Raw genomic sequence first — 22,296 nt, 5'->3', positions numbered from 1 at the left:
CGCCGACTATTGCTGAGCCAGCAGCTCACGCAACCGGTTGTTGTCTTTGGTCGAGAACGCGTCGACGTTCTCTTTAGTGATCAACGCCTGTGGCGTGGAGATAACGCGCGACAGTTTCTGTCCATTGATCAGACGGATCATGACGTCCATCGCCACTTCACCGGTCAGCACCGGGAAGCTGTCCACCGTGCCGGTCAGCTCGCCGCGCTTGATTGAGGCGTACGCATCCGAAATGCCGTCAGTGCCAAAAATCGCCACCTGTGACGCTTTGTTCTGCGCCCTCACCGCTTCCACCACGCCCAGCGCCATGGTGTCGTTGTTCGCATAGAAGCCGATCAGGTCAGGATGCTGCTGAAGGATGGTTGACGCCGCATTAAAGGCCTGCTCGCGACTCCAGTTCGCCGGCACGCTGGCAACAATGGTGAACTTGCCATTTGCGTCCAGTGTCTCTTTGAAGCCACGGGTACGCTGTCCGGCGGCATACACGCCTGGCTGCCCTTCAATCACCGCGACTTTCCCGCCCTGCGGATGATGCTGAATAAACCACTTCGCGACCCGCACACCGTTATCTTTCTGCACGTTGCCGACGTAGTAACGCGCATTCGGCATCACCGCATCGTTGACGTTCACCACCGGGATATTCTTGCTGTTCGCACTCTCCAGCGCAGGCTGCAGGTTGATGTCGGTCTGCGGCGAAACCAGCAGGCCGTTAAAGCCCTGGGAGATCAGGGTCTCTGCAATCGACAGCTGACCAAGCTGATCGTCCTCATTGGCTGCCGCCTGGTACTCGACGGTAATGCCATACTTTTTCGCCGCGTCCTGGTAGCCCTGGCCGAGCAGGCGCCAGTACTCATTAGTGAGGGTTTTTGATACCCCGCCAATTTTCAGCGACTTGTCGACTTTCGGCAGCGCGCCATATTTAGTATCAAGCTGGGTCCAGTCGGTGCGATCCGGTTCAGTGTCGGATTGCAGCGGTGCCAGATCTGCCGCATAAACTGTGCTGCAGAGCAGTGAAGAAGCGATAAAGGCAAGCAGGCGTTTTTTCATTTTTATAGTCTCAGCATGTGGGTAGAGGTGTGATGTTCTTAGGATTAATCGACTGTCAGCGAGCCAGCATGATGTCGTTGACTATCTGCTGGGAAGCCACCGCATCCTGACGCGCAATGGCCGCCAGTAATGCCGCGTTACCGTGCAGCTGGTCACAGAGTCTGAGCAGGCGCTTAACGGTGGCGATGTTGCTCTCTGCTTCACGAATCGGGTCCAGACCGCTGGCATCCGGGAAGGTATCGAAGTAGTAAGCGCCACTGTAGCTGTCACGCTGCATCTGCCAGAGAAACTCCAGCGTGGCGCGCGGATTCACGGAGGCAACCATCAGTCCGTCGTCACGTTTGCCCCAGCCGTCATTCAGGTCCAGTCCCAGCAGCCGTGAGCGGCGTGCCACCATCGCAGCAGCGTAAGCCGGGATCTCATTGGCAAACAGGACGTGCGCGAAATCCAGCGTGATACCCAGATTGGCGCAGCCGGCCTCTTCCACTGCCAGCAGACAGGTGGTCGCGTTGGGGAAGATGCTGTAGGCGCGAGGCTCATTCGGTTTATATTCGATGCTGACATCGACATCCGGCGCGTACTCTGCCACTTCACGTACAGCGCTGACCGCATCCTCCCAGATCTTTTTGTAGTCGGCCTGGAAGCAGTAATCAAATCCATCCTGCCCCATCCACAGGGTCATCAGTCGGGAACCAAACTCCCGACCCGCATCGATACCGCGCTTGGTCAGCTCGATCGCTTCACGACGCACTTTCGCATCCGGATGCGTAAATGCACCGATTTTGAACTGAGGTGCATCCCAGCGCATCTGCATGCCATTTACCGCCAGGCCCGCATCCTCAATCGCCTGGCGCAGAGTGGCGATGTCAGTGGTGAGATGCTGCGGAAAGTTAAGATCGAGATGTGTTAAGCCATTTACCTTTCCCGCACGGGCAACCATCTGGAGAACCGACGGCTTGCCCTGCAGGTCAGGCCAGTAGAGGTGTGCGCCCGAGGCGAACGAGTTGAGACGGGTAGCAAATTTCAGTTCCGACATGAGGCTCAATCCTTCAGAGTGCGTATTGTGAAGTACTTTTCATATTCACGATTAATTGTGAAGTTATATATTAATCTACGCCTCGCGGCTTAATGCGCAAGTCTGTCAGGATGGGGAAATCTCTAAACCGGGAGCACTGTCACGAAATAGTTTCGGTGTGTTATCAGATGAATAACAGGCAGTGGAGGGAGAATTTAATTGAAAGACAACGGGTTGTCGTGAGAAGCCGGGCGTGGAATCTGGCAGAGAAAGAAATGAAAAAAGCTGAGCGCCAGGGCGGCGCTCAGCGGGACGAGATGACTTACTTCAGACGGAAAGCGACAACACTGTCGCCCTGCGTGGTGCCGAGCGAGCCGTGGCCGCCTGCGGCAATCACCACGTACTGCTTGCCATCTTTACCCATAAAGGTGGATGGCGTGGCCTGCGCTCCGGCGCTGAGTTCAGTCTGCCACAGCAGTTCGCCAGTGGTGCTGTCGTAAGCACGGAAGAAGTTATCTGCCGTTGCGCCGTGGAACACCAGATCACCCGCCGTCAGCAGCGGTCCGCCGTGCGCCACCATCCCCATCGGGAAACCGATCGGGAAGCGGCCAGGCAGGAAGCTGGTCTTGAGGTTTTTGGTGGTGCCGACGCGGCGCAGCCATTCGGTTTTGCCGGTGGTCAGATCCACACCCACCATCCGTCCCCACGGTGGCGCGATGCAGGGAATACCCAGTCCCGACGCCATCTGCTGGATGTGAATCGCGTAGTCACCGTGGAAGTTCTCATTCCAGTACGGCGTGCCATCTTTGGTGAAAGTACGCTGCGTTTCGGTTTCCGGCGTGCGCTTAATCAGGTTGTATTTGTAAGCCAGGCGTACCGGTGCCGCAATCAGCATCTGACGCTGTGGGTCAACAGCCACGGAACCCCAGTTAAACACCCCGATATTGCCCGGGAAGATCAGCGAGCCTTTCTCGGTGGGCGGCGTCCACGGGTTACCGTCATAGCGCAACTCACGGAAGGTGGTGCGGCAGGCCATCTGATCAAACGGCGTGATGCCCCACATCGACTTCTCAGTCAGTGGTTGCGGGATGAAGTTCAGGCTGGAGACCGGCTGGGTCGCCGCATACTGCTCGCCCTTAATGCCATCGGTAGAGACCTTAACCTGCTCTACCGGGTAAACCGGTTCGCCAGTCAGGCGATTCAGCACAAACAGGTTGCCGGTTTTGGTCGGCAGGATCACCGCAGGCTGCGGCTTGCCCTGATAGTTAATATCTACCAGCGAGGGCTGTGATGGGTTATCACGATCCCACAAGTCGTGGTTCGAACTCTGATAGCGCCATTTGAACGCACCGGTTTTCAGATCAAGCGCCACCAGCGCATCACGGAATTTCTCGGTGTTGCTGGCTGGATCGCGTTCAATCCCTACTTCATCCGGCGAGGCATTACCAAACGGCACATAGACCAGGCCGTTTTTCAGGTCCGCGCTAAGGGTAGCCCAGGCGATCGGGCTATCCTGCGGATAGGTGGCTCCTGCAGCGACGGGCGCGGTGTTATCCGGGTTAGCCGGATCGAAGTTCCACACCAGACGACCACTGACGGCGTCATAGGCACGGATCACACCCGATGGGTTGCCGCTGTTGAAGCCGTTATCCATCACTGAGCCGCCGACAATCACCAGATTGCCTGCCACCAGCGGTGCTGAGGTCTGCATCAGCGCATGCGGACGCACCTCGCCCATGTTGGCGCGCAGGTTCACCACACCGTTGTCACCAAAGTCAGCGCACGGCTTGCCGGTGTCGGCATCCAGCGCCAGCAGGCGGGCATCGGTGGTCGCGTTAAAGATACGCTTGCGGCAGATGGCCGGTGCTGCGCCCGTCTGCTGTTGCACCTGCTGACCGGCATCGAAATAGCTCACGCCGCGACAGGTCTGATGCTGCTGCAGATAAGAGCGGTTTTTATCCGGAGCGGTTTTCCACTTCACCGCACCCGTTTCCGGGTCAAGCGCATGGACTTCGTTGTGCGGCGTACAGAAGTAAAGCATGCCGTTGGCTTTCAGCGGCGTCGCTTCAAAGGTGTATTCGGTCGCATCATCACCCTGACGCAGATCGCCGGTGTGATAGGTCCAGGCCACTTCCAGATCGTTGACGTTATCTTTGGTGATCTGCTTCAGCGCCGAGAAGCGCTGGCCATCCGCGGTTCCGCCATAGGCGCTCCACTCGTCAGCGGCACCACCGGTCGCAGAGGCGTTACGCGGTGTATTGATAGCGCCCTGCTGCGGCAACGGATCGTAGAAGCAGAGGCCAGCCACCAGCAATACCATCAGCACCACTGAACCGCCGAGGAACGGATGGAAGCGACGCTGTCCCTGATAAAGCGGACGCACCACCCACGGCAGAGCCAGCCAGACGCCCAGCACACCAAAGAGGTCACCGCGCGGGATCCACTGCCATTTGTCGAAGCCCACTTCCCAGATAGTCCAGAAGAGTGTGACCCACATCAGCAGCGCATAGAGGGTCAGCGCACTGCGCTTGTTCATTAATAGCAGAATAGCGCTGAGCAAAATGCCTGCACCCATCAGCGCATAGAACGCGCTGCCTCCTGCCAGCAGGAGTTGTCCTCCCATGTAAATCAGGGCGATAGCAAATATCACCATGATTATACTGGTTAATTTATTGATCATGATCCTTCCTCGGGTCATTAGCGATGATAGGTAAGTTAAGCTGGAAACATAAATTCAACGAGATTTTAACTTACGTGTGAAATATGTAAAAACGTGTACAGGCGTAAATCATTAGCAATATTTATTGTAAATGTTACCTGCAGAGGTATTCAGACCGCTTTTTTTACTTTCTGAAGGCAGAATAACGAGATATACATCACAAAATGTTAACCATAGGCCGCTAACTATCGCATCTTTTGTTCAAAGGCGAACAAATATCAGACAAGCATCGCTTCTATAAAGCTGGCTTAAGTGTAATTGATGGACAATTTTTAACGTCAAATAATCATAATGGTTTGTTTGCACCGCCCTGCAATAACTCTTATTGCTGAAAGCGGGAATGTTATTCTTTTCCTTTTTTAAACAGAAAGAGTATCAGCACTCATGCGGCGTCAATGATTTTCACATTATTAAATCTGGCAGTTGACTTTACGCTGTCATGATTTCTGTCACTTTAACCTCAAAAATATATAGATTAATAAAAGAAGTCGTTCCGGGACTGAAGAGTAATTCAGACATTCCGTAGCATGACGCGAAATCTAATTGTGATATATTTCATCCTTCTCACTTCTCTTTATCCAGCCAGCAGGCAGGATTTTCTCTGGCAGCAATAACCCAGGCAGGTTGACTATGTCCGCACTCAACGCTATTTATCGCAAGTTTCGTTTTCCGTTTAAGTTTTTAAATGCAGCTATTCGCTACCCTGCTGCTCAGGCACGAGTAAAGCGTTATTCCGTAATGTCGATAGAAGAAACAATTGATCTGTTATTACGTAATCCACAATTATCTCTGGCCCGTTACGGCGACGGCGAACTTGAAATGACCTGGTATAAAAATATCGGTTTTCAGCCCTTTGATCCAAAACTGTCAGGGCGGCTCAAAGCCTTGCTGCAACAGGACGCCGCGGCTAATCCGAACTGCCTGATTTGTCTGCCTGATGCCTTTCGCACTACCCGTAATATGAAAAATGGATCGGCCCTGTTTTGGTTCTTCCATAAATCATTTTACTTTAAACATTATGAGACTCTGCTGAATCAACAGGTCCGGTATGGAAATACGTCTGTCACCCGCCCTTATCACGATTATAAAGAAAAAAAACTTTCCCGGACGATATTTGATAAATTCAAACAGCTTTATCAGGGCCGTCGGGTATTAATTGTTGAGGGCAGTGGCACACGTCTCGGTTTAGGCAATGATTTACTTGATGGCGCAAGCGACGTTAAACGTATTACCACGCTGAACCGTAATGCCTTTTCCGTTTATGACCGTCTTTTTGATACCGTATTAGAGAATGCCGTCAACTTTGATCTGGTCTTGATTTCTTTAGGGCCGACGGCAACGGTACTGGCGTATGATTTAAGTCAGCGAGGTATCCGCTGTATCGATAGCGGTCACGTTGACATTGAATATGAGTGGATGCTGGCCAGTGCCACTACAAAAATAAAAGTAGAAGGTAAAAACGTCAATGAGGCGGGCGTGCTGCTGAGTGAACAGACTACCGTGGCCGATGCAACTTACCAGCGGCAGATTTTGCAACACGTCGGCGAATCACTGAACAAAATGCCGGACACAGAAGGCGAAGCAGAAGCCGTGGTTATCCCACTGCCCCACGTCAGCCCGAGCCATCATAACGCCGCGTAAGACTCACCATTGTCAGGCAGCAACTGCACCGCATTGATGCGCAGGCAAATAATTAGCGAGATCAGCGAATACCGTTTCGGGCAGAGTAAACTGCCCGGGCACGCTACCTGCCAGTGTTAGCCGGGCAAATTTTCTTTCCGGCATCAATCTTGCTTGAGTCCTCCTGAGACACTTAATCAGGAGAAGTAAGATGAATACCCGTCGTTACCGTTACACCATATTTTCACTGCTGTTCCTGATCGCCCTGATCAATTACATCGATCGTGGCGCCCTGTCATTTGCAGCCAACGCCATTGCGACCGAGTACCACTTCAGCAAAGTCCAGCTTGGCGCAGTGCTGGGATATTTTGGCTTTGGGTATCTGTTTGGTTCGCTATGTGGCGGCTTCCTTGCCGATCGTATCGGCACGAAAAAGGTCTGGCTGCTGGCAGGTGTGCTCTGGTCGCTGCTGGAAATCGCGACCGCCTGGGCTGGAGAGTTAGGCATGGCGCTGTTTGGCGGCTCAGCCATTATGGGCTTTGCTGCCCTGCGCATCCTGTTTGGTTTTTCCGAAGGCCCGGCCTATGCGCTGATGAACAAGGCGATCGCCCACTGGGCACCCGATAACGAGCGCGGCTTTGCGCTGGGCATCGGCCTGCTCTCGACGCAGGTTGGCGCACTGCTGACAGCGCCGATTGCGGTAGGCCTGCTGCTTCTGACCCATGACTGGCGCATGATGTTTATCCTGCTTGGGGTGTTCTCTCTGCTGGCAATGCTGCTGTTTGCCCGCACGTTCAGCGACAGCCCGGATAAAAGTCCCCACACCAGCGCAGCAGAACGCACGCTGATCCTGAGCGGTCAGCGCCGCAGCGCCGGCGATGGCGTTCCACTGCCCTGGTGGCGCTTCTTTACCAGCCGCACGCTGGTCTGCAACGCACTCGGCTACTTCTCCTTCCTTTACATCACCTTTACCCTGGTGACCTGGATGCCGAAGTATCTGCAGGATAATTTTCATTATGACCTGCACTCGCTCTGGTACGTGGCGATGATTCCGTGGAGCGGTGCCTGTATTACAGTGCTGCTGGGCGGTCGCATTGCTGATGCCCTGCTGGCCCGCTTTCGTAATTTGCGTCTGGCGCGCAATCTCTTTGCCGCAGTCACGCTGTGCGGCACCGCCTGCTGCTTTATGGCCATTCCCTATGTCCAGTCGGCAGCCGGAATTATTGCACTGATGACCCTGGGCAATGCGCTGAATGCACTGGTGAATAATGTCTACTGGTCGGTGGTGATTGATGTCACCCCGAAGGCGTCGGTGGGTACCTACAGCGGTATGACACTGGCGATAGCCAATCTGGCGGCAATTATCTCCCCGATGCTTTGTGGCTGGCTGGCGGAATATTACGGCTATAACGCCATGTTTACCGTCACCGCAGTCATCGCCTTCGGCAGCATGCTGGCGATGACGCTGCTACAGCCTGAGAAGCCGCTGGTGGCTGAGGCGCAGACCGGCACGGCGGATGTTTCAGCAGCCTGATTTAAAACGCGCAGATTGCCTGACACGCGGGTGATCACTCACCCGCGCTGACTCTCCCTGAATGCCAGCCGCCCGGCGGCTTAATCTGTCACCCCGCAGGATAAACTGACTGTTCAGGTGTGCCACGGCGATCCCAGCGGCTGGCGACAAGCCACAACAGTGCCGTCGCAAACCAGCCGACGATCCACGAGACATCATTACCGGCAAAAATCCAGGTCAGCGATCCGTGATGCAGCGGATTATCGATAAACGGCAGTTGCACCAGCACCCCCAGAAAATAGACGGTAATACCGGCAAGGTTCCAGCGTCCATAGCGTCCGTCCGGCTGAGACAGCGCCGGGACATCAACGCTGCCTTTGGTGATCAGATAAAAATCGGTCAGGCTGATCGCGCTCCAGGGCACAAAGAAAGCCAGCAAAAAGAGCAGGAAGTGCGTGAAGGATTTCAGAAAGGCCGGTTCACTGAGGAGAGCAATAACGCAGGCCAGCGCCACCATCAGTACCACAAACAGTATGCGCCCGCCGCGACTCAGTGTGGTCTGCTGACGGAAGCCAGAGACAATAGTGGTCAGTGACATAAAACTGCCGTACGCATTCAGCGTGGTAAAGGTGATTTTCCCAAAGCAAATGGCGAAATAAATCACCATAGCCATGGTTGTTGTGCTGCCCATACTCACGATGTAACCGACCTCATTGCCTGCAAACGCACTTCCGGCAATGGCCGCGACGATCACGCCCAGCGTCATTGACGCCTGGGTGCCCAGTACGGTGCCCAAAAATACCGCGCTGAAGAGTTTCTTCGCAGAGACATCTGCTGGCAGGTAGCGCGAATAGTCCGAGACATAAGGACAGAAGGCAATCTGCCAGGAGGAAGAGAGAGAGACCGCCAGCAGAAAATTTGCCGGGGTAAAGTGCTGATTCTGCCACACGGCGGATAAATCATGCGTAGTGAACAGCGTGATAAACAGATAAGCAAAGGCTAACACGCCAATGACGCTCGCCACCTTCCCCAGTTGATGAATCACGCGATAGCCCAGCACCGCAATGATCACGATGAGGGTGCTGAACAGGATCATCCCGGTTGCATTGCTGACACCGACAAGTTTAGCCAGGGCCTGCCCCGCCAGGACCGTCCCGCTGGCTGAAAACCCCACATACATCATGCAGACCAGCACCAGAGGAATCACGGCACCGAAGACGCCAAACTGCATACGGCTGGTGATCATCTGCGGCAACCCAAGACGCGGACCCTGGATCGCATGCAACGACATGATCGCTGCACCCAGAATCTGTCCCACCAGTAAGCCGATTAGGGACCATATGACATCGCCGCCCAGTACCACGGCCAGCGCACCCGTAACAATCGCGGTAATTTGCAGGTTGCCACCAAACCAGAGCGTGAACTGGCTAAAAGGATGACCATGCCGTTCACGCAATGGGATGTAATCAATAGAACGGGTTTCTGACAGGCGCGGTTTCTCTGCGCCTGAATAATCTGATACGGATGATTTGACCGACATAGATTCCTCGCTGAAACGGTAAGAGACGCGTTAACGGAAAGCGTGATTTGCCCTATCCCTGGTTGCAATTACATGTCTATACAATTAGCGAGAATGTCATGCACATCTGAAAGTTACAAGGCAACCTGTCATTGGAAAATGTGATGATATCGACAGGCTGATAACGCCGATCGGGATCGCGTGCGATGCCAGGTAGGTCAGGCTCAGCGTGCAGGGAGGAGGCGATACTCCGACGGTTAACCCTCAGCAACGACCCGCTGACGATGGCAGTCGGCGGGATCCAGTTTCTGCCCCTGAGACGAGTAAACTTCAAGACGCGGCAGCGGTTTGCCTTCCGCATTATCCAGCAACACCGAGTGGGTCTCGCCCTTTTCAAACAGATAGCGTTCGCCCCACTGGCGCATAGCCACCACAACCGGAAACAGTGAACGGCCTCTTTCGGTCAGGACATATTCGCTGTAGGCGCTGCCATCCGAGGCCGGCGCAATCTCAAACACCCCAATCTCCACCAGCTGCTTCAGGCGCGACGCCAGGATATTTTTCGCCAGCCCTAAGTTGCGCTGGAAGTCACTGAATCTGCGGACGTCATCAAAGGCTTCACGCACGATCATCATGCACCAGCGCTCACCTATAGACTCCAGGGTTCTTGCAACCGGACACTCGCTGGTTCTCAGGGATTCCTGCTTAGCCATTTTTATTCTCTCACTCTGCCTGTCTGATGAACCCAGCTTAGCCACCTTGAAAAGAAGTTGCAAAAAAAAACCAGCTCGATTAATGATAATGTCAATCCAGTTTCAAATAAAAACCAGAAGGCATAATTATGACCACGACGACATGCAAGGCTCAGGAAGCCGATCCATCGCCCGCCGCGATGCCGGTGCTCTCACCCCGGATGATCTTTTTGTTCTCACTCACCTCTGCACTGGCGGTCGCCAATGTTTATTCGGCGCAGCCGTTGCTGGAATTGATAGCCACCAGCCTGCAGGTTTCTCCCGGCACCATTGGCACGGTGGTCACGGTCACTCAGACCGGCTACGCCCTCGGATTACTCTTTCTGGTGCCGTTAGGCGACTGCATCAACCGCAAAAAACTGGTGCTCACCCAGCTGGTGCTTTCCGTGCTGGCGTTAACCGCCGCGGCTTTCGCGCCCGACCTGATGACGCTGCTCTGTGCGATGCTGCTGGTGGGGTTAATGGCGGTAGTCACGCAGCTGATGGTGGCCTGGGCCGCCATGCTGGCGTCACCCACGCAGCGTGGACAGGTGGTGGGTAGCGTGACCAGTGGCATCGTGATCGGCATTCTGCTGGCGCGCTTTATTTCCGGGATGATTGCCGATCTGGCGGGCTGGCGGGCGGTCTTTCTGACGGCCGCCTGTCTGTTACTGCTGATCTCGCTGGTACTGGTGCAAGTGCTGCCCGCCACAACCGGCCAGCCGCAGCGCACCCCCTACACTCAGCTGTTACTGTCGGTTTTTCGGCTGTTCCGGACGGAACCGCTGTTGCGCAGGCGAGGCATCCTCGCGCTGCTGATTTTTGCGGCCTTTAGTATGCTCTGGTCTTCGATGGTACTGCCGCTGACGGACCTGTCGCTGACTCACACCGCGATTGGGATGTTCGGACTGGCGGGTCTGGCCGGGGCGCTGGCGGCCTCCAGAGCAGGCTCATGGGCTGACCAGGGACGGGGGCAGCAAGCCACCGGCTTCGCCCTGGTGCTGCTGACCTTCTCCTGGCTGCCGATAGCCGCGCTGCAAAGCTCGCTACTGCTGCTGATAGTCGGGGTGGTCCTGCTCGACTTCGCTATTCAGACGGTACATGTGATTAATCAGAGCCTGCTGGTGGCTGCCCGGCCCGAGGCAGCCAGTCGTCTGGTCGGTGCCTATATGTGCTTTTACTCGCTGGGCAGTGCACTGGGCGCGATTGCAGCTACCCAGCTTTACGCCCACTGGGGATGGCAGGCGGTCTGCTATGCCGGGGCAACTGCCAGCGCCTCTGCCTTTCTCTGCTGGTACGGTATGCGTCACTAATGACATTACCTCTGCAGGGCATTGTTCCACTTATGGCTCGGTAAGACTCTCTGGTGTGGTGCGAGGGACAGACCGGCACAGCAGACCATTCAACAGCCTGGAAGTTATCATCCGTGACAGATATGCTTTGCGGTAAGCGACGCCAGTATTCAGAGTCTCAAGACTTCGCTATACAACGCGCGGCCGGTTCATATAGGTTATTTCTCACAGCCACCCTGTTCCAGGAGGAGCACATGCCGGAATATTGTTTTTTTAAGAATGGACGCCAGATTACCGTGCTGGAGAGAAGCGACAGCGCAGGCGCGGCTGAACTGTCTCAGCGCGGCTACGAGAAACAATTCGAAGAAGTGACCGCCCCTGATGAAAATCGTGCGCTGGCACGTTTTCATGACATTCATAATGACGATCAGCAGCGTGCGAATGCATTTGCTCGCGGGGAAGTGTTTGCCATTTTGACCGTGGGACTGCTTAGCGTGGCGGGCTGGCTCATTTTTAAATAGGCAGACGCGCCCTCAGTCAGCGGGATAATGAGCAAATTAACTATCGTGCCGCTGGCAGAACGCGTCGATGTCGCCGTGCTGAAAGTCGGGCAGATTCGCCATCAATTTCTCCAGCGGCCAGTTCCACCAGGCAATGCGCTGAAGGCGGGCCGCAATCGCTGGGGTAAACCGCACCCGCAGTGGCCGGGCCGGCACACCGCCAACCACGCTGTAAGGCGCAACGTTTTTCGTCACGACGGCGCCCGCAGCCAGCACCGCACCATCTCCAATCGTAACGCCAGGCAGCACAATGACACCGTGACCGATCCAGACATCATTTCCGATCACTACACGGTCGGCGCGACGGGCGGCAAAGAAGCCCTGGTCCCGTCGGGCATCATGATGATAATACTCCGGGCAGTAGGTAAAGCGATGCTGAGAGGCGCGGTCCATGGGATGATTTGGCGCACCGATACGCACCTGATTGGCAATGGCGCAGAATCGCCCTACCTTGGTGTCGGCCAGGCAGCAGTGCTCGCCGACATAGGAGAAGTCACCCAGTTCGCTATATTCCAGTGAACTGTGCGCCAGGATCTCACACTGCTGACCCACGGTGGTTTCCCGCATCTTCACAGTGTCATCAATCCAGGTGTGCGCTAAACGGGCAGGTACAACGGCGGCAATGGACATATTACTCCCGGTCTGGATAAGCAGCGCCCCGGCGGCCTGCTTTTTGCCTTACCACCTTACACAACGCCGATGACAGAGAATTGACAAAGAAAAAAGGCGGAGTGGTTAGCTCCGCCTTGTTTCAAGTTCCGGTTAACCTGCGTGACCGGTCAGTTGCATAAGGGCAACGATGATCTGCAAGATGACCCGGATAAGATCCAGAATCAGCTTAGTCAGTTCCATCACTTTCCTTCTCCTTTTACAGGAGCGCGCTGTTCGGCAAACCAGGGCTTTGACTCTACCCGCCGGGTGCCTAAGCACATCTTTGTGGAGAGGGCTGAGCGGCACTCATGGTTAAAGCCACAGGCCAGCACCACCTGATGCCTGCCGGGATTTTAAAACCGTGCCCCTGGGAGCGGCCAGTCGACAATGAGGCGATGCTCAACACTCAACACCTGTATAAACATACAGCATTTTGGCGAAACTTGAAATCCTTAGCCGCACATTTTACAATCTTGTCTGTGGAGAGTGCTGAGCACCTCGTTCGCAGCGCGGTTACCAGCCGGGTAGCGAACAAAAAAATAAAGGATTTGGCGACATGCCAAATCCTTTTTTTATGCCTGCTTCCTGCTTAAAAAAGCAGCACGGAACTTACTTCGCGGCGCTGATTCGCCAGACGGTATTACCTGCATCGTCAGCAATCAGGACACCGCCCTGTTTGTCGCTGGCCAGACCCACCGGCAAACCGCGCACCTGCTTTTCGTCATCCGTCAGGAAGCCCGAGACCACCGTCTGCGGCTGCCCTACTGGCTTGCCATTCTCGAATTTCACCCACACCACTTTATAGCCATTCAGCGGTGTCCGGTTCCAGCTGCCATGCTCACTGATAAACGCGCCACCACGGTATTGCGGCATGTTATCGGCGCCATAAAACAGCAGACCCAGCGGCGCGACATGTGAACTCAGGGCATAATCGGGCTTGATCGCTTTCTCTACCAGATCGGGGCGCTGCGGTTCGGCACGGGTATCCACATGCTGGCCATAGTAGCTGTAGGGCCAGCCGTAGAAGCCTTTATCCTGCACTGAGGTCATGTAATCAGGCACCAGATCGGAGCCGATTTCATCACGCTCATTGACTACAGCCCACAGCTTGCCGCTCTGCGGCTCCCACTGTAAGCCGGTTGGATTGCGCAGTCCGCTGGCGAAGATACGGCTGGCACCACTGGCTGCGTCCACCTCCAGCACCGCCGCACGACGATATTCGGCACCAATGCCGTTCTCGGTGACGTTACTGTTGGAGCCGACACCGACATAGAGCTTGCTGCCATCGGGGCTGGCTAACAGCGCCTTGGTCCAGTGGTGGTTAATCGGTCCACCCGGCAATTCTGTCACCTCTTCTGGTGCGGTGCGAATCTCCGTTTCCCCTTCGCGATAGGGGAATTTCACCAGGCTGTCAGCGTTCGCGACATAGAGCGTATTACCAATCAGCTGCATACCAAACGGCGAATGCAGATTTTCAATAAAGCGATGCTGCTCCCATTTACCGTTAACATTGCGCAACAGCGTAATGCGATTGCCGCCTTCTCCCCCTTTGCCTGACGCTTTTTGCACAATGCCCATGATCAGCTGTTTAGGCCGTGTCGTTGGCTTCGGTGGTCCGTTGGATTCCGCCACCAGCACATCGTTATTTGGCAGCACATAGACCTGACGCGGATGCTGCAGATTCTCAGCAATTTTTTCAATCTTTAACCCGTCAGCCACTTTTGGCATTTCACCCGCTTTCCAGGGCGTGCCTTCCGGCACCTGCATTGGCGGCATAAAGAAATTCTTCGCCTGCGGCAGTTCAGGGTTCGGTCCCGTCTGCTTTTGCGGATCGACCAGCGCACCCTCATCACAGCCTGCCAGCAAGGCGGTCAGGGTCAGCGCGAGCAGCGTTTTATGCGGTATGTTCATGGTGGCTCCTCCTTAAGCGCTACGCTGACGTAACGCAAGTTGCACATTCGCCAGCAGCAGCAGTGCTACCACCAGCGTCGAAAGCGTCACACCCAGCGGGATCACAGCGGCGGCATCACGGCTGTGAATAAACGCATTGACGATAGCGATCGCAATCGCCACCAGCCAGAGCCAGAAATGGCCCTTTTCCGCACTGTCACTGCCACGAAACAGATAAACCAGCGCGATGAGTCGCGGCACAATCGCCAGTATCAGTCCCAGCGCAATCAGCCAGCTGGCGGCATCCGTCCAGAACTGTACAAAGGTCTGCATGTAGAGAATGTCGAACAGCCAGGCGGCGACAAAAAAGCCCAGCGGCACAGGCTCCAGCAAGGCATAAAGCGTCACGGCAAACGCCGATCTTCCCAGGGTATTGCGCATGTTTCTCTCCATTTTTAACGTGAATGCGGATCGGGTCAGACGTCGCGCTGCTCAGAGCAACCGACGCCGCGCCTGTAAAAGATTAGTAAATCTGAAGAGAAACAGAGGGTTTATTCGAAGGGAATTGCAAATCAGGCGGATGACGTCCCTGTCATCGCCGGTCTGTCAGGACTTATCCGCGGGTAACGTGACCCAGTATCCTGGCTGGTAAGGCAGCGGCAGAAACTTCTCGTGGAAGGTGCGGAACGTGGCGTCCGGATCCAAATCAGCAAACAGATCGGGGTGCAGCCATTTCGCCAGCGCCTGAATCGCCACAAACTGATACGGGCTATCATAGAACTGATGCCAGATGGCGTGGACGTTGCCGTTGTGCGCCACCGGCAGAGTTTTGAAAGCATCGCGCATCATCAGCGCTTTCAGACGCGCCGTGGCTTCAGTGACGTTGGCACCCGGACCCACGCCGACCCATTTGCCCACGGTATTGTAGTTCTTCCAGTTCGCGCCGGTCACCACCACCGCATCCGGCTGGCTGGCGATGATCTGCTCCGGGTTAACGGTGCCGAAGGTACCAGGAATCAGATCTTTAGCGATATTGCGACCGCCTGCTATCTCTACCATCTGACCAAAGTTCTCATTACCAAACGACATGCAGCACTCGTCGCTGTAGCCGCCTGCACGGTCAATCATCACTTTCGGCCGGTAGCCGGTAAAGTTTTTCAGACGCGAGGTGACAAGGTCAATCTGCTGCTGGCGGAAGGTAATAATTTCCTGCGCCCGCTCTGGTTTATTCACCAGTTCGCCCATGATGCGGATACTTTTCTCCGCGTTCTCCATCGGGGCTTCGCGGAAATCGATAAACACAACAGGCACACCCACCGCCTGCAGTTTTTCAATCAGCTTGCCTTCATCGGTGGCAGCTTTGGATTCCAGATTCATCAGCACCAGATCGGGCTTCAGGGTTAACGCCTGTTCCACGTTGAAGGTGCCATCTTTTGCGCCACCAAAGGTCGGTAATTTTTTAATTTCCGGATAGCGTTTTTCATAAGCCTGATAACCGTCCCAGTCCGCTTTATGCAGGTCATCACGCCAGCCAATCACCCGCTTAAACGGCGCACCCGTATCAAACGCCGCCAGCAGATAGATCTGACGCCCTTCGCCCAGAATGATGCGTTTTGCCTCCTGCGGCACCTCGACCTGACGGCCTGCAACATCGGTAATCATTTTGGCCGAAGCCGTCCCGGCTAACGTCAACAGCCCCAGCGCTAAAAACCATTTTTTCATTGTAAAAACCCGCACAAATGATAATGAGAATTATTAATGTAAAACGGCGTTACTATTACCTAAAACCGGGGTCAGGGGAAGTCATCCAAATAAATGTTTTTGCAGCGCGGCGTTAACAGGCTGAGAAGAGGGTAAACAATGCTCCCTCCGGGCACAAAAAAGCGCAGCGTGTCGCGGCTCACAAAACGCGCATCTTTCGTGAATATGCTCACAACGGCCTGGGCGGCTGCACATATTTTAGCCATTAATCGTATCGTTTTGGCTAATGCGTTAATGAATTGTGATCGCTAAATTTAAAATGAAACAGCGTTTTAATAATTCATCTGGACAGCCTGCCACAGGAGCTTAACCGTGAAGATCAGCGCCATTGATGTCACCCTTTTTACTTATCCCACCCAGCGTTGCGCCGACAGCGCAGGACACTCTCATCCGGGTCCGGAGAATGATGCCCAGATGGCGTTACTGACCCTGACCAGCGAGGATGGCGACTGCGGTTACGCCTTTGCGCCGCCGGAAGTGGTGCGTTCTCACGTGGTTAATGCCTTCTTCCGCAAGGTGCTGATCGGTCAGAACGCCTTTGACCGCGAGCGTCTGTGGCAGGACCTGGTGCACTGGCAGCGCGGCAGTGCCCACCAGCTCACCGAACGGGCGCTATCTGCTGTGGAGCAGGCACTGTGGGATCTGATTGGGCGCAAACTGAAACAGCCGGTCCACAAGCTGCTGGGCGGCTATCGCGAGAAGATCCCGGCTTACGGCAGCACCATGTGTGGCGATGAGCTGAAAGGTGGTTTATCGACGCCCGATGAGTATGCACAGTTTGCTGAAAAGCTGGTGGCGCGCGGGTATCAGGCGATCAAGCTGCACACCTGGATGCCGCCGGTCTCCTTTGCGCCCAGCCCGGCGATGGATATCAAAGCCTGCGCGGCAGTGCGCGAAGCGGTCGGCCCTGATATCGCACTGATGCTGGATGGCTACCACTGGTATAGCCGAAGTGACGCGCTGACCATCGGCAAGGCACTGGAAAAACTTAATTTCGCCTGGTTTGAGGAGCCAATGGAAGAAGAGAGCATGGCCTCTTACGCCTGGCTGGCGGACAAGCTCTCTATCGACGTGCTCGGCCCGGAAAGTCTGGGCGGTAAACATCACAGCCGTGCCGACTGGGTTCGCGCCGGCGCGTGCGACATTCTGCGTGCGGGTGCCAATGGCGTAGGCGGCATCTCTGCCACGCTGAAAGTGGCCAGTCTGGCTGAAGCCTTTGGTATGGATTGCGAAGTCCACGGCAACGGTGCAGCAAGCCTGGCGGTGGTCGGCGCGATTCGTAACTGCCGCTGGTATGAGCGCGGCCTGCTGCATCCCTTCCTGGATTATGAGACGCCGCCTGCCTACCTCAATAGCCTGATTGATCCGATGGACGATCAGGGCTTTGTCACCCTGCCCACGGGAAACGGACTGGGTGAAGATATTAATTTCAGCTGGATTGAGACTCATACGCTGAATCGCTGGTAAATCGCACTTCCGAAAGTACGGCACACAATAAGAACCCCCTTACCGCGCACCTCTGACGACGCGGTAAACGGGAAAAAACCTCTGACCTGCTGGACTTCACTTATGACCCTGACACAACGATGTGGCGCGTGGCTGATCACGCTGCTGGTGCTGACGAGCAGCGCGTCTATCCAGGCAAAAACGCCGGATGATCAGCTAATCGTCGGCATGAACATGAATAACCTGCTCACCCTGGATCCGGCCGCCATGACCGGCAACGAGGTGGTCGGCATAGTGGTGAATCTTTATGACGGCCTGGTTGAGCTGAACCCGCAGCAGCTCACCGAGGTGCGCCCGGCGCTGGCCGAACGCTGGTCAGTGAGCCCCGATAACCGCACCCTGACCTTTCACCTGCGTGACAACGTCAGGTTTCATTCCGGTAATCCGCTCACCAGCGCCGATGCGGTCTGGTCGATGCGGCGGGTGCTGCATCTGAATCTGGCGCAGGCTTCAGTGTGGAAATCGTACGGTTTCAGCCGCGACAACGTTGACCAGATGATCACCGCCCCCGACGACCGCACGCTGGTGATCACACTTCCTAAGCCAAACGATCCGCAACTGGTGATTTACTCGCTGGCGGCGCTGGGCAGCATGGTGGTCCTGGACCGCAAAACGGTGCAGCAGCATGAGGTTGATGGCGACTGGGGCAACCGCTGGCTGACCACGCATGAAGCGGGTTCCGGCCCGTTCCGGCTGGATGTCTGGCAGGCAAAAGATGTGCTGCGGATGAGTCGCGCGGCAGACTACTGGCGCGGAGAGGCAAAAATATCGCGGGTGGTGTTCCGCCACCTTCAGGAGTCGCAGACCCTGCGGCTGATGATGGAGAAAGGCGACCTGGATATTGCCAGTAACATGGCGATCCCCGACGTGCGCGCCCTGCGCCACGATCCCGACCTCACCATCGACGCAGTCAGAAAAGGGACGATTTATTACCTGGCGATGAGCATGAAAGATCCGCACTTCGGGAATAGCAAAGTGCGTGAGGCGGTCCGCTATCTGGTCGATTATCAGGGCATCAATAAGAGCCTGATGACCGGCTACGGCGAACTCCATCAGCGCCCGATTCAGGCCGGGATGCCCGCCACGCTACCCGACCCCGGTTACCGGCTTGATGTGCCGCGTGCCCGGGCATTGCTGGCTGAGGCGGGTTATCCGGACGGCTTCAACACCACGCTGCGGGTGCTGGCCGATCAGCCGTTCCTGAATATCGCCATCGCGGTGCAGTCAACGCTGCTGCAGGGCGGGATTCGCGCAAAAATCATTACCGGCACCGGCAACCAGATTTATGGCGCGATGCGCGATCGTCAGTTTAATCTGCTGGTCGGACGCGGCGGCAGCGGTGTAGAGCCGCATCCCCACTCCAGCCTGCGTTCGCTGGTCTACAACCCGAACAATGCGGACAGCGCCCGGCTGACTAACTTTCAGGGCTGGCGCACCGGTTTCTACGACGCGCAGCTTAACCGCATGATCGATCAGGCATTGGTTGAACGCGACAAATCCCGTCAGCAGCAGGACTATTTCGCCATCCAGCAACGCTATGACCAGCTGGTGCCTGCGCTGATGCCGATTTCACAAATGCTCGACTCCGTGGTGGTCAGTAACCGGGTGCAGGCGTATCAGCCCCATCCCTCCGCGACCACCTTTCTGCGCGACGTCTGGAAAACCCCTGAAGCCCTGGCGGGAGGCACCCCATGATTCTGACCCTGACCCGACATCAGTGCCGTCGCATCAGCCATCGCGCGGTGCAGGTGCTGATTACCCTGTTCGGCCTGCTGCTGCTGACCTTTTTTATTGGCCGGGTAATGCCGCTGGATCCGGTGCTGGCGATTGTCGGCCCCGACGCCGATCAGGCCACTTACCAGCAGGTCTACCACCAGCTCGGCTTTGATAAACCGCTGTGGGTACAGTTTGGCATCTACCTTAACGCGCTGCTGCATGGCGATCTCGGCCATGCGCTGCTCACCGGTCAGCCGGTGGTATACGACATTCTGCGCGTCTTTCCCGCCACAGTAGAGCTGGCCACGCTGGCAATTGTGATTGGTGCGGGCCTCGGCGTACCACTGGGTGTGCTGGCGGCGGCACGCCGTAACAGCGTCATCGACTATGTGGTGCGGATGCTCAGTCTGGCCGGTTACTCCACGCCGATCTTCTGGGTCGGCATGATGGGCCTGCTGCTGTTCTATGCCCATCTCGGCTGGGTCGGCGGCGCAGGACGGGTGGATTTCAGCCTGGATGGCATTGTGCCCCATCGCTCCGGCTTCATGCTGATCGACGCCCTGCTGGCCGGCAACAGCCAGGTATTCTGGAACGCACTCAACCATCTGGTACTGCCCGCCTCGCTGCTGGGTTTTCACTCTATGGCCTACATCAGCCGCATGACGCGCAGCTTTATGCTGGCGCAGCTCTCGCAGGAGTTCATCCTGACCGCACGGGTCAAAGGCCTGACCGAATGGCAGGTGATCTGGCAGCACGCCTTCCGCAACATCCTGGTGCAGCTACTGACCGTCGTGGCGCTGGCCTATGGCTCGCTGCTGGAGGGCGCGGTACTGATCGAAACGGTCTTCTCCTGGCCCGGCTTTGGTTCTTACCTCACCGGCAGCCTGATGCTGGGCGATATGAATGCGGTGATGGGCTGTGTGCTGGTGGTGGGCCTGATTTTTGTACTGCTTAACCTGATCTCCGACCTGCTCTATCAGGTGTTTGATCCGAGGACCAAAGTATGACGATCTCCTTTGACACTGCCTCTGTAAGTCACTCCCGCGAGCGTCTGGCACGCTGCCAGCGGTTTGCAGCCCGCTGCGGCTATTTCCTCTGGCGCATGGCCTGTAATCCCCTCACCGCCATTGGCGGCGGCATTGTGCTGCTGCTCTGCATCGTCGCACTGTTTGCGCCCTGGATCGCGCCATATCATCCGCTGATTCAGGATCTGAACAACGCCCTGACACCGCCCGGTGCAGCCCACTGGTTTGGCACCGACGAGTTTGGCCGCGATATTTTCAGCCGTCTGGTCTGGGGCGCGCGCATCACGCTTTACATTGTACTGCTGGTGTCGGTCACCGTCGGGCCACTGGGCCTGCTGCTGGGCGTCACCGCCGGTTACTTCGGCGGCAAAGTCGATAGCGTGCTGATGCGCGTCACCGATATCTTTATCTCCTTCCCGAGCCTGGTACTGGCGCTGGCGTTTGTTGCCGCCCTGGGCCCGGGTCTGGAGCATGTGGTGATTGCCATTACGCTCACCGCGTGGCCGCCTATCGCCCGTCTGGCGCGCGCCGAAACGCTGTCGCTGCGTCAGGCGGACTTTATCTCAGCGGTCCGTTTACAGGGCGCATCGCCGCTGCGGGTGCTGTGGAAACATATTATTCCGCTCTGCCTGCCGTCGGTGATTATCCGCATCACCATGAATATGGCGGGCATTATCCTCACTGCCGCCGGGCTGGGATTTCTCGGGCTGGGCGCACAGCCGCCCGATCCGGAATGGGGCGCGATGATCGCCAGCGGCCGCACCTACATGCTTGAGTGCTGGTGGGTGGTCACCGTGCCCGGTCTGGCGATCCTGATTAACAGCCTGGCATTTAATTTCTTAGGAGATGGCCTACGTGACCTGCTTGATCCCCGCAGTGAGTAACGCCACGCCGTTGCTCGACGTGCGCGATTTGCACGTGAACTTTATTAACGGACGCCAGGCAACCCCGGCGGTGCGCGGCGTCTCTTTTCAGCTCGGTCAGGAGAAGCTGGCGATAGTCGGCGAGTCTGGCTCCGGTAAATCGACCGTGGGTCGCGCCCTGCTGCAGCTGCATCCGGCGAAGGCGCGCATTGAGGCGAGCCGGATGCAGTTTGGCGATATCGACCTGCTGCACGCCAGCCCGGCGCAGATGCGCGCCATTCGTGGCAAACGCATCTCAATGATTATGCAGGACCCGAAATATTCGCTGAATCCGGTGATTCGGGTTGGTGAGCAGATCGCCGAGGCCTGGCGTAGTCATCATCGCGATCAGAAATCGGCAGCACGTCAGCGGGCGCTGGCAATGCTGGAGGAAGTGCAGATCCGCGATCCAGAACGGGTTTATCAGCTCTATCCTCATGAGATTTCCGGCGGTCAGGGTCAGCGCGTGATGATTGCCATGATGTTGATCACCGAACCGGAACTGGTGATTGCCGATGAGCCGACCTCTGCGCTGGATGTCTCAGTAAGACTGCAGGTGCTGGCACTGCTCGATGATCTGGTGAAAGCGCGCGGACTGGGGCTGATTTTTATCAGTCACGATATCAATCTGGTGCGCAGCTTTTGCGATCGGGTGCTGGTGATGTATGCCGGGCGCGTCGTGGAGTCACTGGCCGCCTGTGACCTCGATCGCGCACAGCATCCTTACACGCAGGGACTGCTGGCGGCGCTGCCCGACCTTGATCACCGCCGCACACGCCTGCCAGTGTTACAACGTCACGCAAGCTGGTTAACCGATTAAGGAGTGGTG

At 56.2% G+C, this 22,296-nt stretch carries 18 protein-coding genes; 9 read left to right on the top strand and 9 right to left on the bottom strand.

Features of this window, described 5'->3' with window-relative positions; all coding sequences use genetic code 11:
* Window positions 1–6 precede the first annotated feature (6 nt).
* The 3 genes from AC6I77_RS09000 to AC6I77_RS08990 all read right to left on the bottom strand — a co-directional run bounded on the left by AC6I77_RS09000 (window position 7) and on the right by AC6I77_RS08990 (window position 4,742).
* Entirely contained in the window at window positions 7–1,047 is a 1,041-nt protein-coding gene (locus tag AC6I77_RS09000) for a sugar ABC transporter substrate-binding protein (RefSeq protein WP_003853575.1), read from the bottom strand.
* 55 nt (window positions 1,048–1,102) lie between these two features.
* A complete protein-coding gene (locus AC6I77_RS08995; RefSeq protein WP_497816830.1) occupies window positions 1,103–2,083 on the bottom strand; it encodes a TIM barrel protein in 981 nt (326 codons plus the stop codon).
* A 301-nt stretch (window positions 2,084–2,384) separates the two neighbouring features.
* On the bottom strand, window positions 2,385–4,742 hold the full coding sequence (locus AC6I77_RS08990; protein ID WP_497816829.1) for a membrane-bound PQQ-dependent dehydrogenase, glucose/quinate/shikimate family: 2,358 nt from the start codon (window positions 4,740–4,742) through the stop codon (window positions 2,385–2,387).
* 669 nt (window positions 4,743–5,411) lie between these two features.
* Between AC6I77_RS08990 and AC6I77_RS08985 the strand changes: the two genes are divergently transcribed.
* A complete protein-coding gene (locus AC6I77_RS08985) occupies window positions 5,412–6,422 on the top strand; it encodes a GT-D fold domain-containing glycosyltransferase (RefSeq protein ID WP_497816828.1) in 1,011 nt (336 codons plus the stop codon).
* A gap of 190 nt (window positions 6,423–6,612) precedes the next feature.
* On the top strand, window positions 6,613–7,935 hold the full coding sequence (locus tag AC6I77_RS08980) for an MFS transporter (protein WP_003853566.1): 1,323 nt from the start codon (window positions 6,613–6,615) through the stop codon (window positions 7,933–7,935).
* A gap of 88 nt (window positions 7,936–8,023) precedes the next feature.
* On the opposite strand, the gene AC6I77_RS08975 is transcribed toward AC6I77_RS08980, so the two are convergent.
* Together AC6I77_RS08975 and AC6I77_RS08970 are read right to left on the bottom strand one after the other, a co-directional pair.
* The gene (locus AC6I77_RS08975) at window positions 8,024–9,454 is read right to left on the bottom strand and encodes a purine-cytosine permease family protein (protein WP_003853564.1); all 1,431 of its coding nucleotides are present in this window, start codon (window positions 9,452–9,454) and stop codon (window positions 8,024–8,026) included.
* Between the two features lie 236 nt (window positions 9,455–9,690).
* The gene (locus AC6I77_RS08970) at window positions 9,691–10,146 is read right to left on the bottom strand and encodes a winged helix-turn-helix transcriptional regulator (RefSeq protein WP_008925175.1); all 456 of its coding nucleotides are present in this window, start codon (window positions 10,144–10,146) and stop codon (window positions 9,691–9,693) included.
* 128 nt (window positions 10,147–10,274) lie between these two features.
* Between AC6I77_RS08970 and AC6I77_RS08965 the strand changes: the two genes are divergently transcribed.
* Together AC6I77_RS08965 and AC6I77_RS08960 are read left to right on the top strand one after the other, a co-directional pair.
* On the top strand, window positions 10,275–11,477 hold the full coding sequence (locus tag AC6I77_RS08965; RefSeq protein WP_008925174.1) for an MFS transporter: 1,203 nt from the start codon (window positions 10,275–10,277) through the stop codon (window positions 11,475–11,477).
* A gap of 233 nt (window positions 11,478–11,710) precedes the next feature.
* Window positions 11,711–11,977 carry a hypothetical protein gene (locus tag AC6I77_RS08960; RefSeq protein ID WP_039660253.1) on the top strand — a complete coding sequence of 89 codons (267 nt, stop codon included), beginning with the start codon at window positions 11,711–11,713 and terminating at the stop codon, window positions 11,975–11,977.
* Window positions 11,978–12,013: 36 nt separating this feature from the next.
* Here AC6I77_RS08960 and AC6I77_RS08955 read toward each other — a convergent pair whose 3' ends face one another.
* The 4 genes from AC6I77_RS08955 to AC6I77_RS08940 form a co-directional block, all read right to left on the bottom strand.
* Window positions 12,014–12,646 carry a DapH/DapD/GlmU-related protein gene (locus tag AC6I77_RS08955; protein WP_039660257.1) on the bottom strand — a complete coding sequence of 211 codons (633 nt, stop codon included), beginning with the start codon at window positions 12,644–12,646 and terminating at the stop codon, window positions 12,014–12,016.
* A 630-nt stretch (window positions 12,647–13,276) separates the two neighbouring features.
* Window positions 13,277–14,578 carry a PQQ-dependent sugar dehydrogenase gene (locus AC6I77_RS08950; RefSeq protein WP_003853556.1) on the bottom strand — a complete coding sequence of 434 codons (1,302 nt, stop codon included), beginning with the start codon at window positions 14,576–14,578 and terminating at the stop codon, window positions 13,277–13,279.
* Window positions 14,579–14,590: 12 nt separating this feature from the next.
* Window positions 14,591–14,998 (bottom strand): DUF2231 domain-containing protein, encoded by a 408-nt coding sequence (locus AC6I77_RS08945; protein ID WP_003853554.1) that lies wholly within the window; start codon window positions 14,996–14,998, stop codon window positions 14,591–14,593.
* A 165-nt stretch (window positions 14,999–15,163) separates the two neighbouring features.
* Window positions 15,164–16,279 (bottom strand): ABC transporter substrate-binding protein, encoded by a 1,116-nt coding sequence (locus AC6I77_RS08940; RefSeq protein ID WP_003853552.1) that lies wholly within the window; start codon window positions 16,277–16,279, stop codon window positions 15,164–15,166.
* A 351-nt stretch (window positions 16,280–16,630) separates the two neighbouring features.
* Between AC6I77_RS08940 and AC6I77_RS08935 the strand changes: the two genes are divergently transcribed.
* The 5 genes from AC6I77_RS08935 to AC6I77_RS08915 all read left to right on the top strand — a co-directional run bounded on the left by AC6I77_RS08935 (window position 16,631) and on the right by AC6I77_RS08915 (window position 22,287).
* Window positions 16,631–17,785 (top strand): mandelate racemase family protein, encoded by a 1,155-nt coding sequence (locus AC6I77_RS08935; protein ID WP_497816827.1) that lies wholly within the window; start codon window positions 16,631–16,633, stop codon window positions 17,783–17,785.
* Between the two features lie 207 nt (window positions 17,786–17,992).
* Entirely contained in the window at window positions 17,993–19,519 is a 1,527-nt protein-coding gene (locus tag AC6I77_RS08930; protein ID WP_225613765.1) for an ABC transporter substrate-binding protein, read from the top strand.
* Window positions 19,516–20,547 carry an ABC transporter permease gene (locus AC6I77_RS08925; RefSeq protein WP_497816826.1) on the top strand — a complete coding sequence of 344 codons (1,032 nt, stop codon included), beginning with the start codon at window positions 19,516–19,518 and terminating at the stop codon, window positions 20,545–20,547. Before AC6I77_RS08930 ends, AC6I77_RS08925 begins: the two co-directional genes overlap by 4 nt.
* A complete protein-coding gene (locus tag AC6I77_RS08920; protein ID WP_003853540.1) occupies window positions 20,544–21,449 on the top strand; it encodes an ABC transporter permease in 906 nt (301 codons plus the stop codon). Before AC6I77_RS08925 ends, AC6I77_RS08920 begins: the two co-directional genes overlap by 4 nt.
* A complete protein-coding gene (locus tag AC6I77_RS08915) occupies window positions 21,421–22,287 on the top strand; it encodes an ABC transporter ATP-binding protein (protein WP_008925168.1) in 867 nt (288 codons plus the stop codon). Before AC6I77_RS08920 ends, AC6I77_RS08915 begins: the two co-directional genes overlap by 29 nt.
* The last annotated feature ends 9 nt before the right edge of the window (window positions 22,288–22,296 follow it).

The sequence above is a fragment of the Pantoea sp. X-Soil-ISGK-259 genome (genome assembly GCF_059730705.1).
Note: the sequence above shows the minus strand (reverse complement) of the source record. Positions and strands in the feature narration are given on the sequence as shown.

Excerpts from the sequence above, each read along its gene's own strand:
- AC6I77_RS09000 (WP_003853575.1), bottom strand. The coding sequence starts at position 1,047 with ATGAAAAAACGCCTGCTTGCCTTTATCGCTTCTTCACTGCTCTGCAGC.
- AC6I77_RS08930 (WP_225613765.1), top strand. The coding sequence starts at position 17,993 with ATGAACATGAATAACCTGCTCACCCTGGATCCGGCCGCCATGACCGGC.
- AC6I77_RS08985 (WP_497816828.1), top strand. The coding sequence starts at position 5,412 with ATGTCCGCACTCAACGCTATTTATCGCAAGTTTCGTTTTCCGTTTAAG.
- AC6I77_RS08920 (WP_003853540.1), top strand. The coding sequence starts at position 20,544 with ATGACGATCTCCTTTGACACTGCCTCTGTAAGTCACTCCCGCGAGCGT.
- AC6I77_RS08945 (WP_003853554.1), bottom strand. The coding sequence starts at position 14,998 with ATGCGCAATACCCTGGGAAGATCGGCGTTTGCCGTGACGCTTTATGCC.
- AC6I77_RS08925 (WP_497816826.1), top strand. The coding sequence starts at position 19,516 with ATGATTCTGACCCTGACCCGACATCAGTGCCGTCGCATCAGCCATCGC.
- AC6I77_RS08990 (WP_497816829.1), bottom strand. The coding sequence starts at position 4,742 with ATGATCAATAAATTAACCAGTATAATCATGGTGATATTTGCTATCGCC.
- AC6I77_RS08955 (WP_039660257.1), bottom strand. The coding sequence starts at position 12,646 with ATGTCCATTGCCGCCGTTGTACCTGCCCGTTTAGCGCACACCTGGATT.
- AC6I77_RS08975 (WP_003853564.1), bottom strand. The coding sequence starts at position 9,454 with ATGTCGGTCAAATCATCCGTATCAGATTATTCAGGCGCAGAGAAACCG.
- AC6I77_RS08960 (WP_039660253.1), top strand. The coding sequence starts at position 11,711 with ATGCCGGAATATTGTTTTTTTAAGAATGGACGCCAGATTACCGTGCTG.
- AC6I77_RS08995 (WP_497816830.1), bottom strand. The coding sequence starts at position 2,083 with ATGTCGGAACTGAAATTTGCTACCCGTCTCAACTCGTTCGCCTCGGGC.
- AC6I77_RS08970 (WP_008925175.1), bottom strand. The coding sequence starts at position 10,146 with ATGGCTAAGCAGGAATCCCTGAGAACCAGCGAGTGTCCGGTTGCAAGA.
- AC6I77_RS08980 (WP_003853566.1), top strand. The coding sequence starts at position 6,613 with ATGAATACCCGTCGTTACCGTTACACCATATTTTCACTGCTGTTCCTG.
- AC6I77_RS08940 (WP_003853552.1), bottom strand. The coding sequence starts at position 16,279 with ATGAAAAAATGGTTTTTAGCGCTGGGGCTGTTGACGTTAGCCGGGACG.
- AC6I77_RS08965 (WP_008925174.1), top strand. The coding sequence starts at position 10,275 with ATGACCACGACGACATGCAAGGCTCAGGAAGCCGATCCATCGCCCGCC.
- AC6I77_RS08950 (WP_003853556.1), bottom strand. The coding sequence starts at position 14,578 with ATGAACATACCGCATAAAACGCTGCTCGCGCTGACCCTGACCGCCTTG.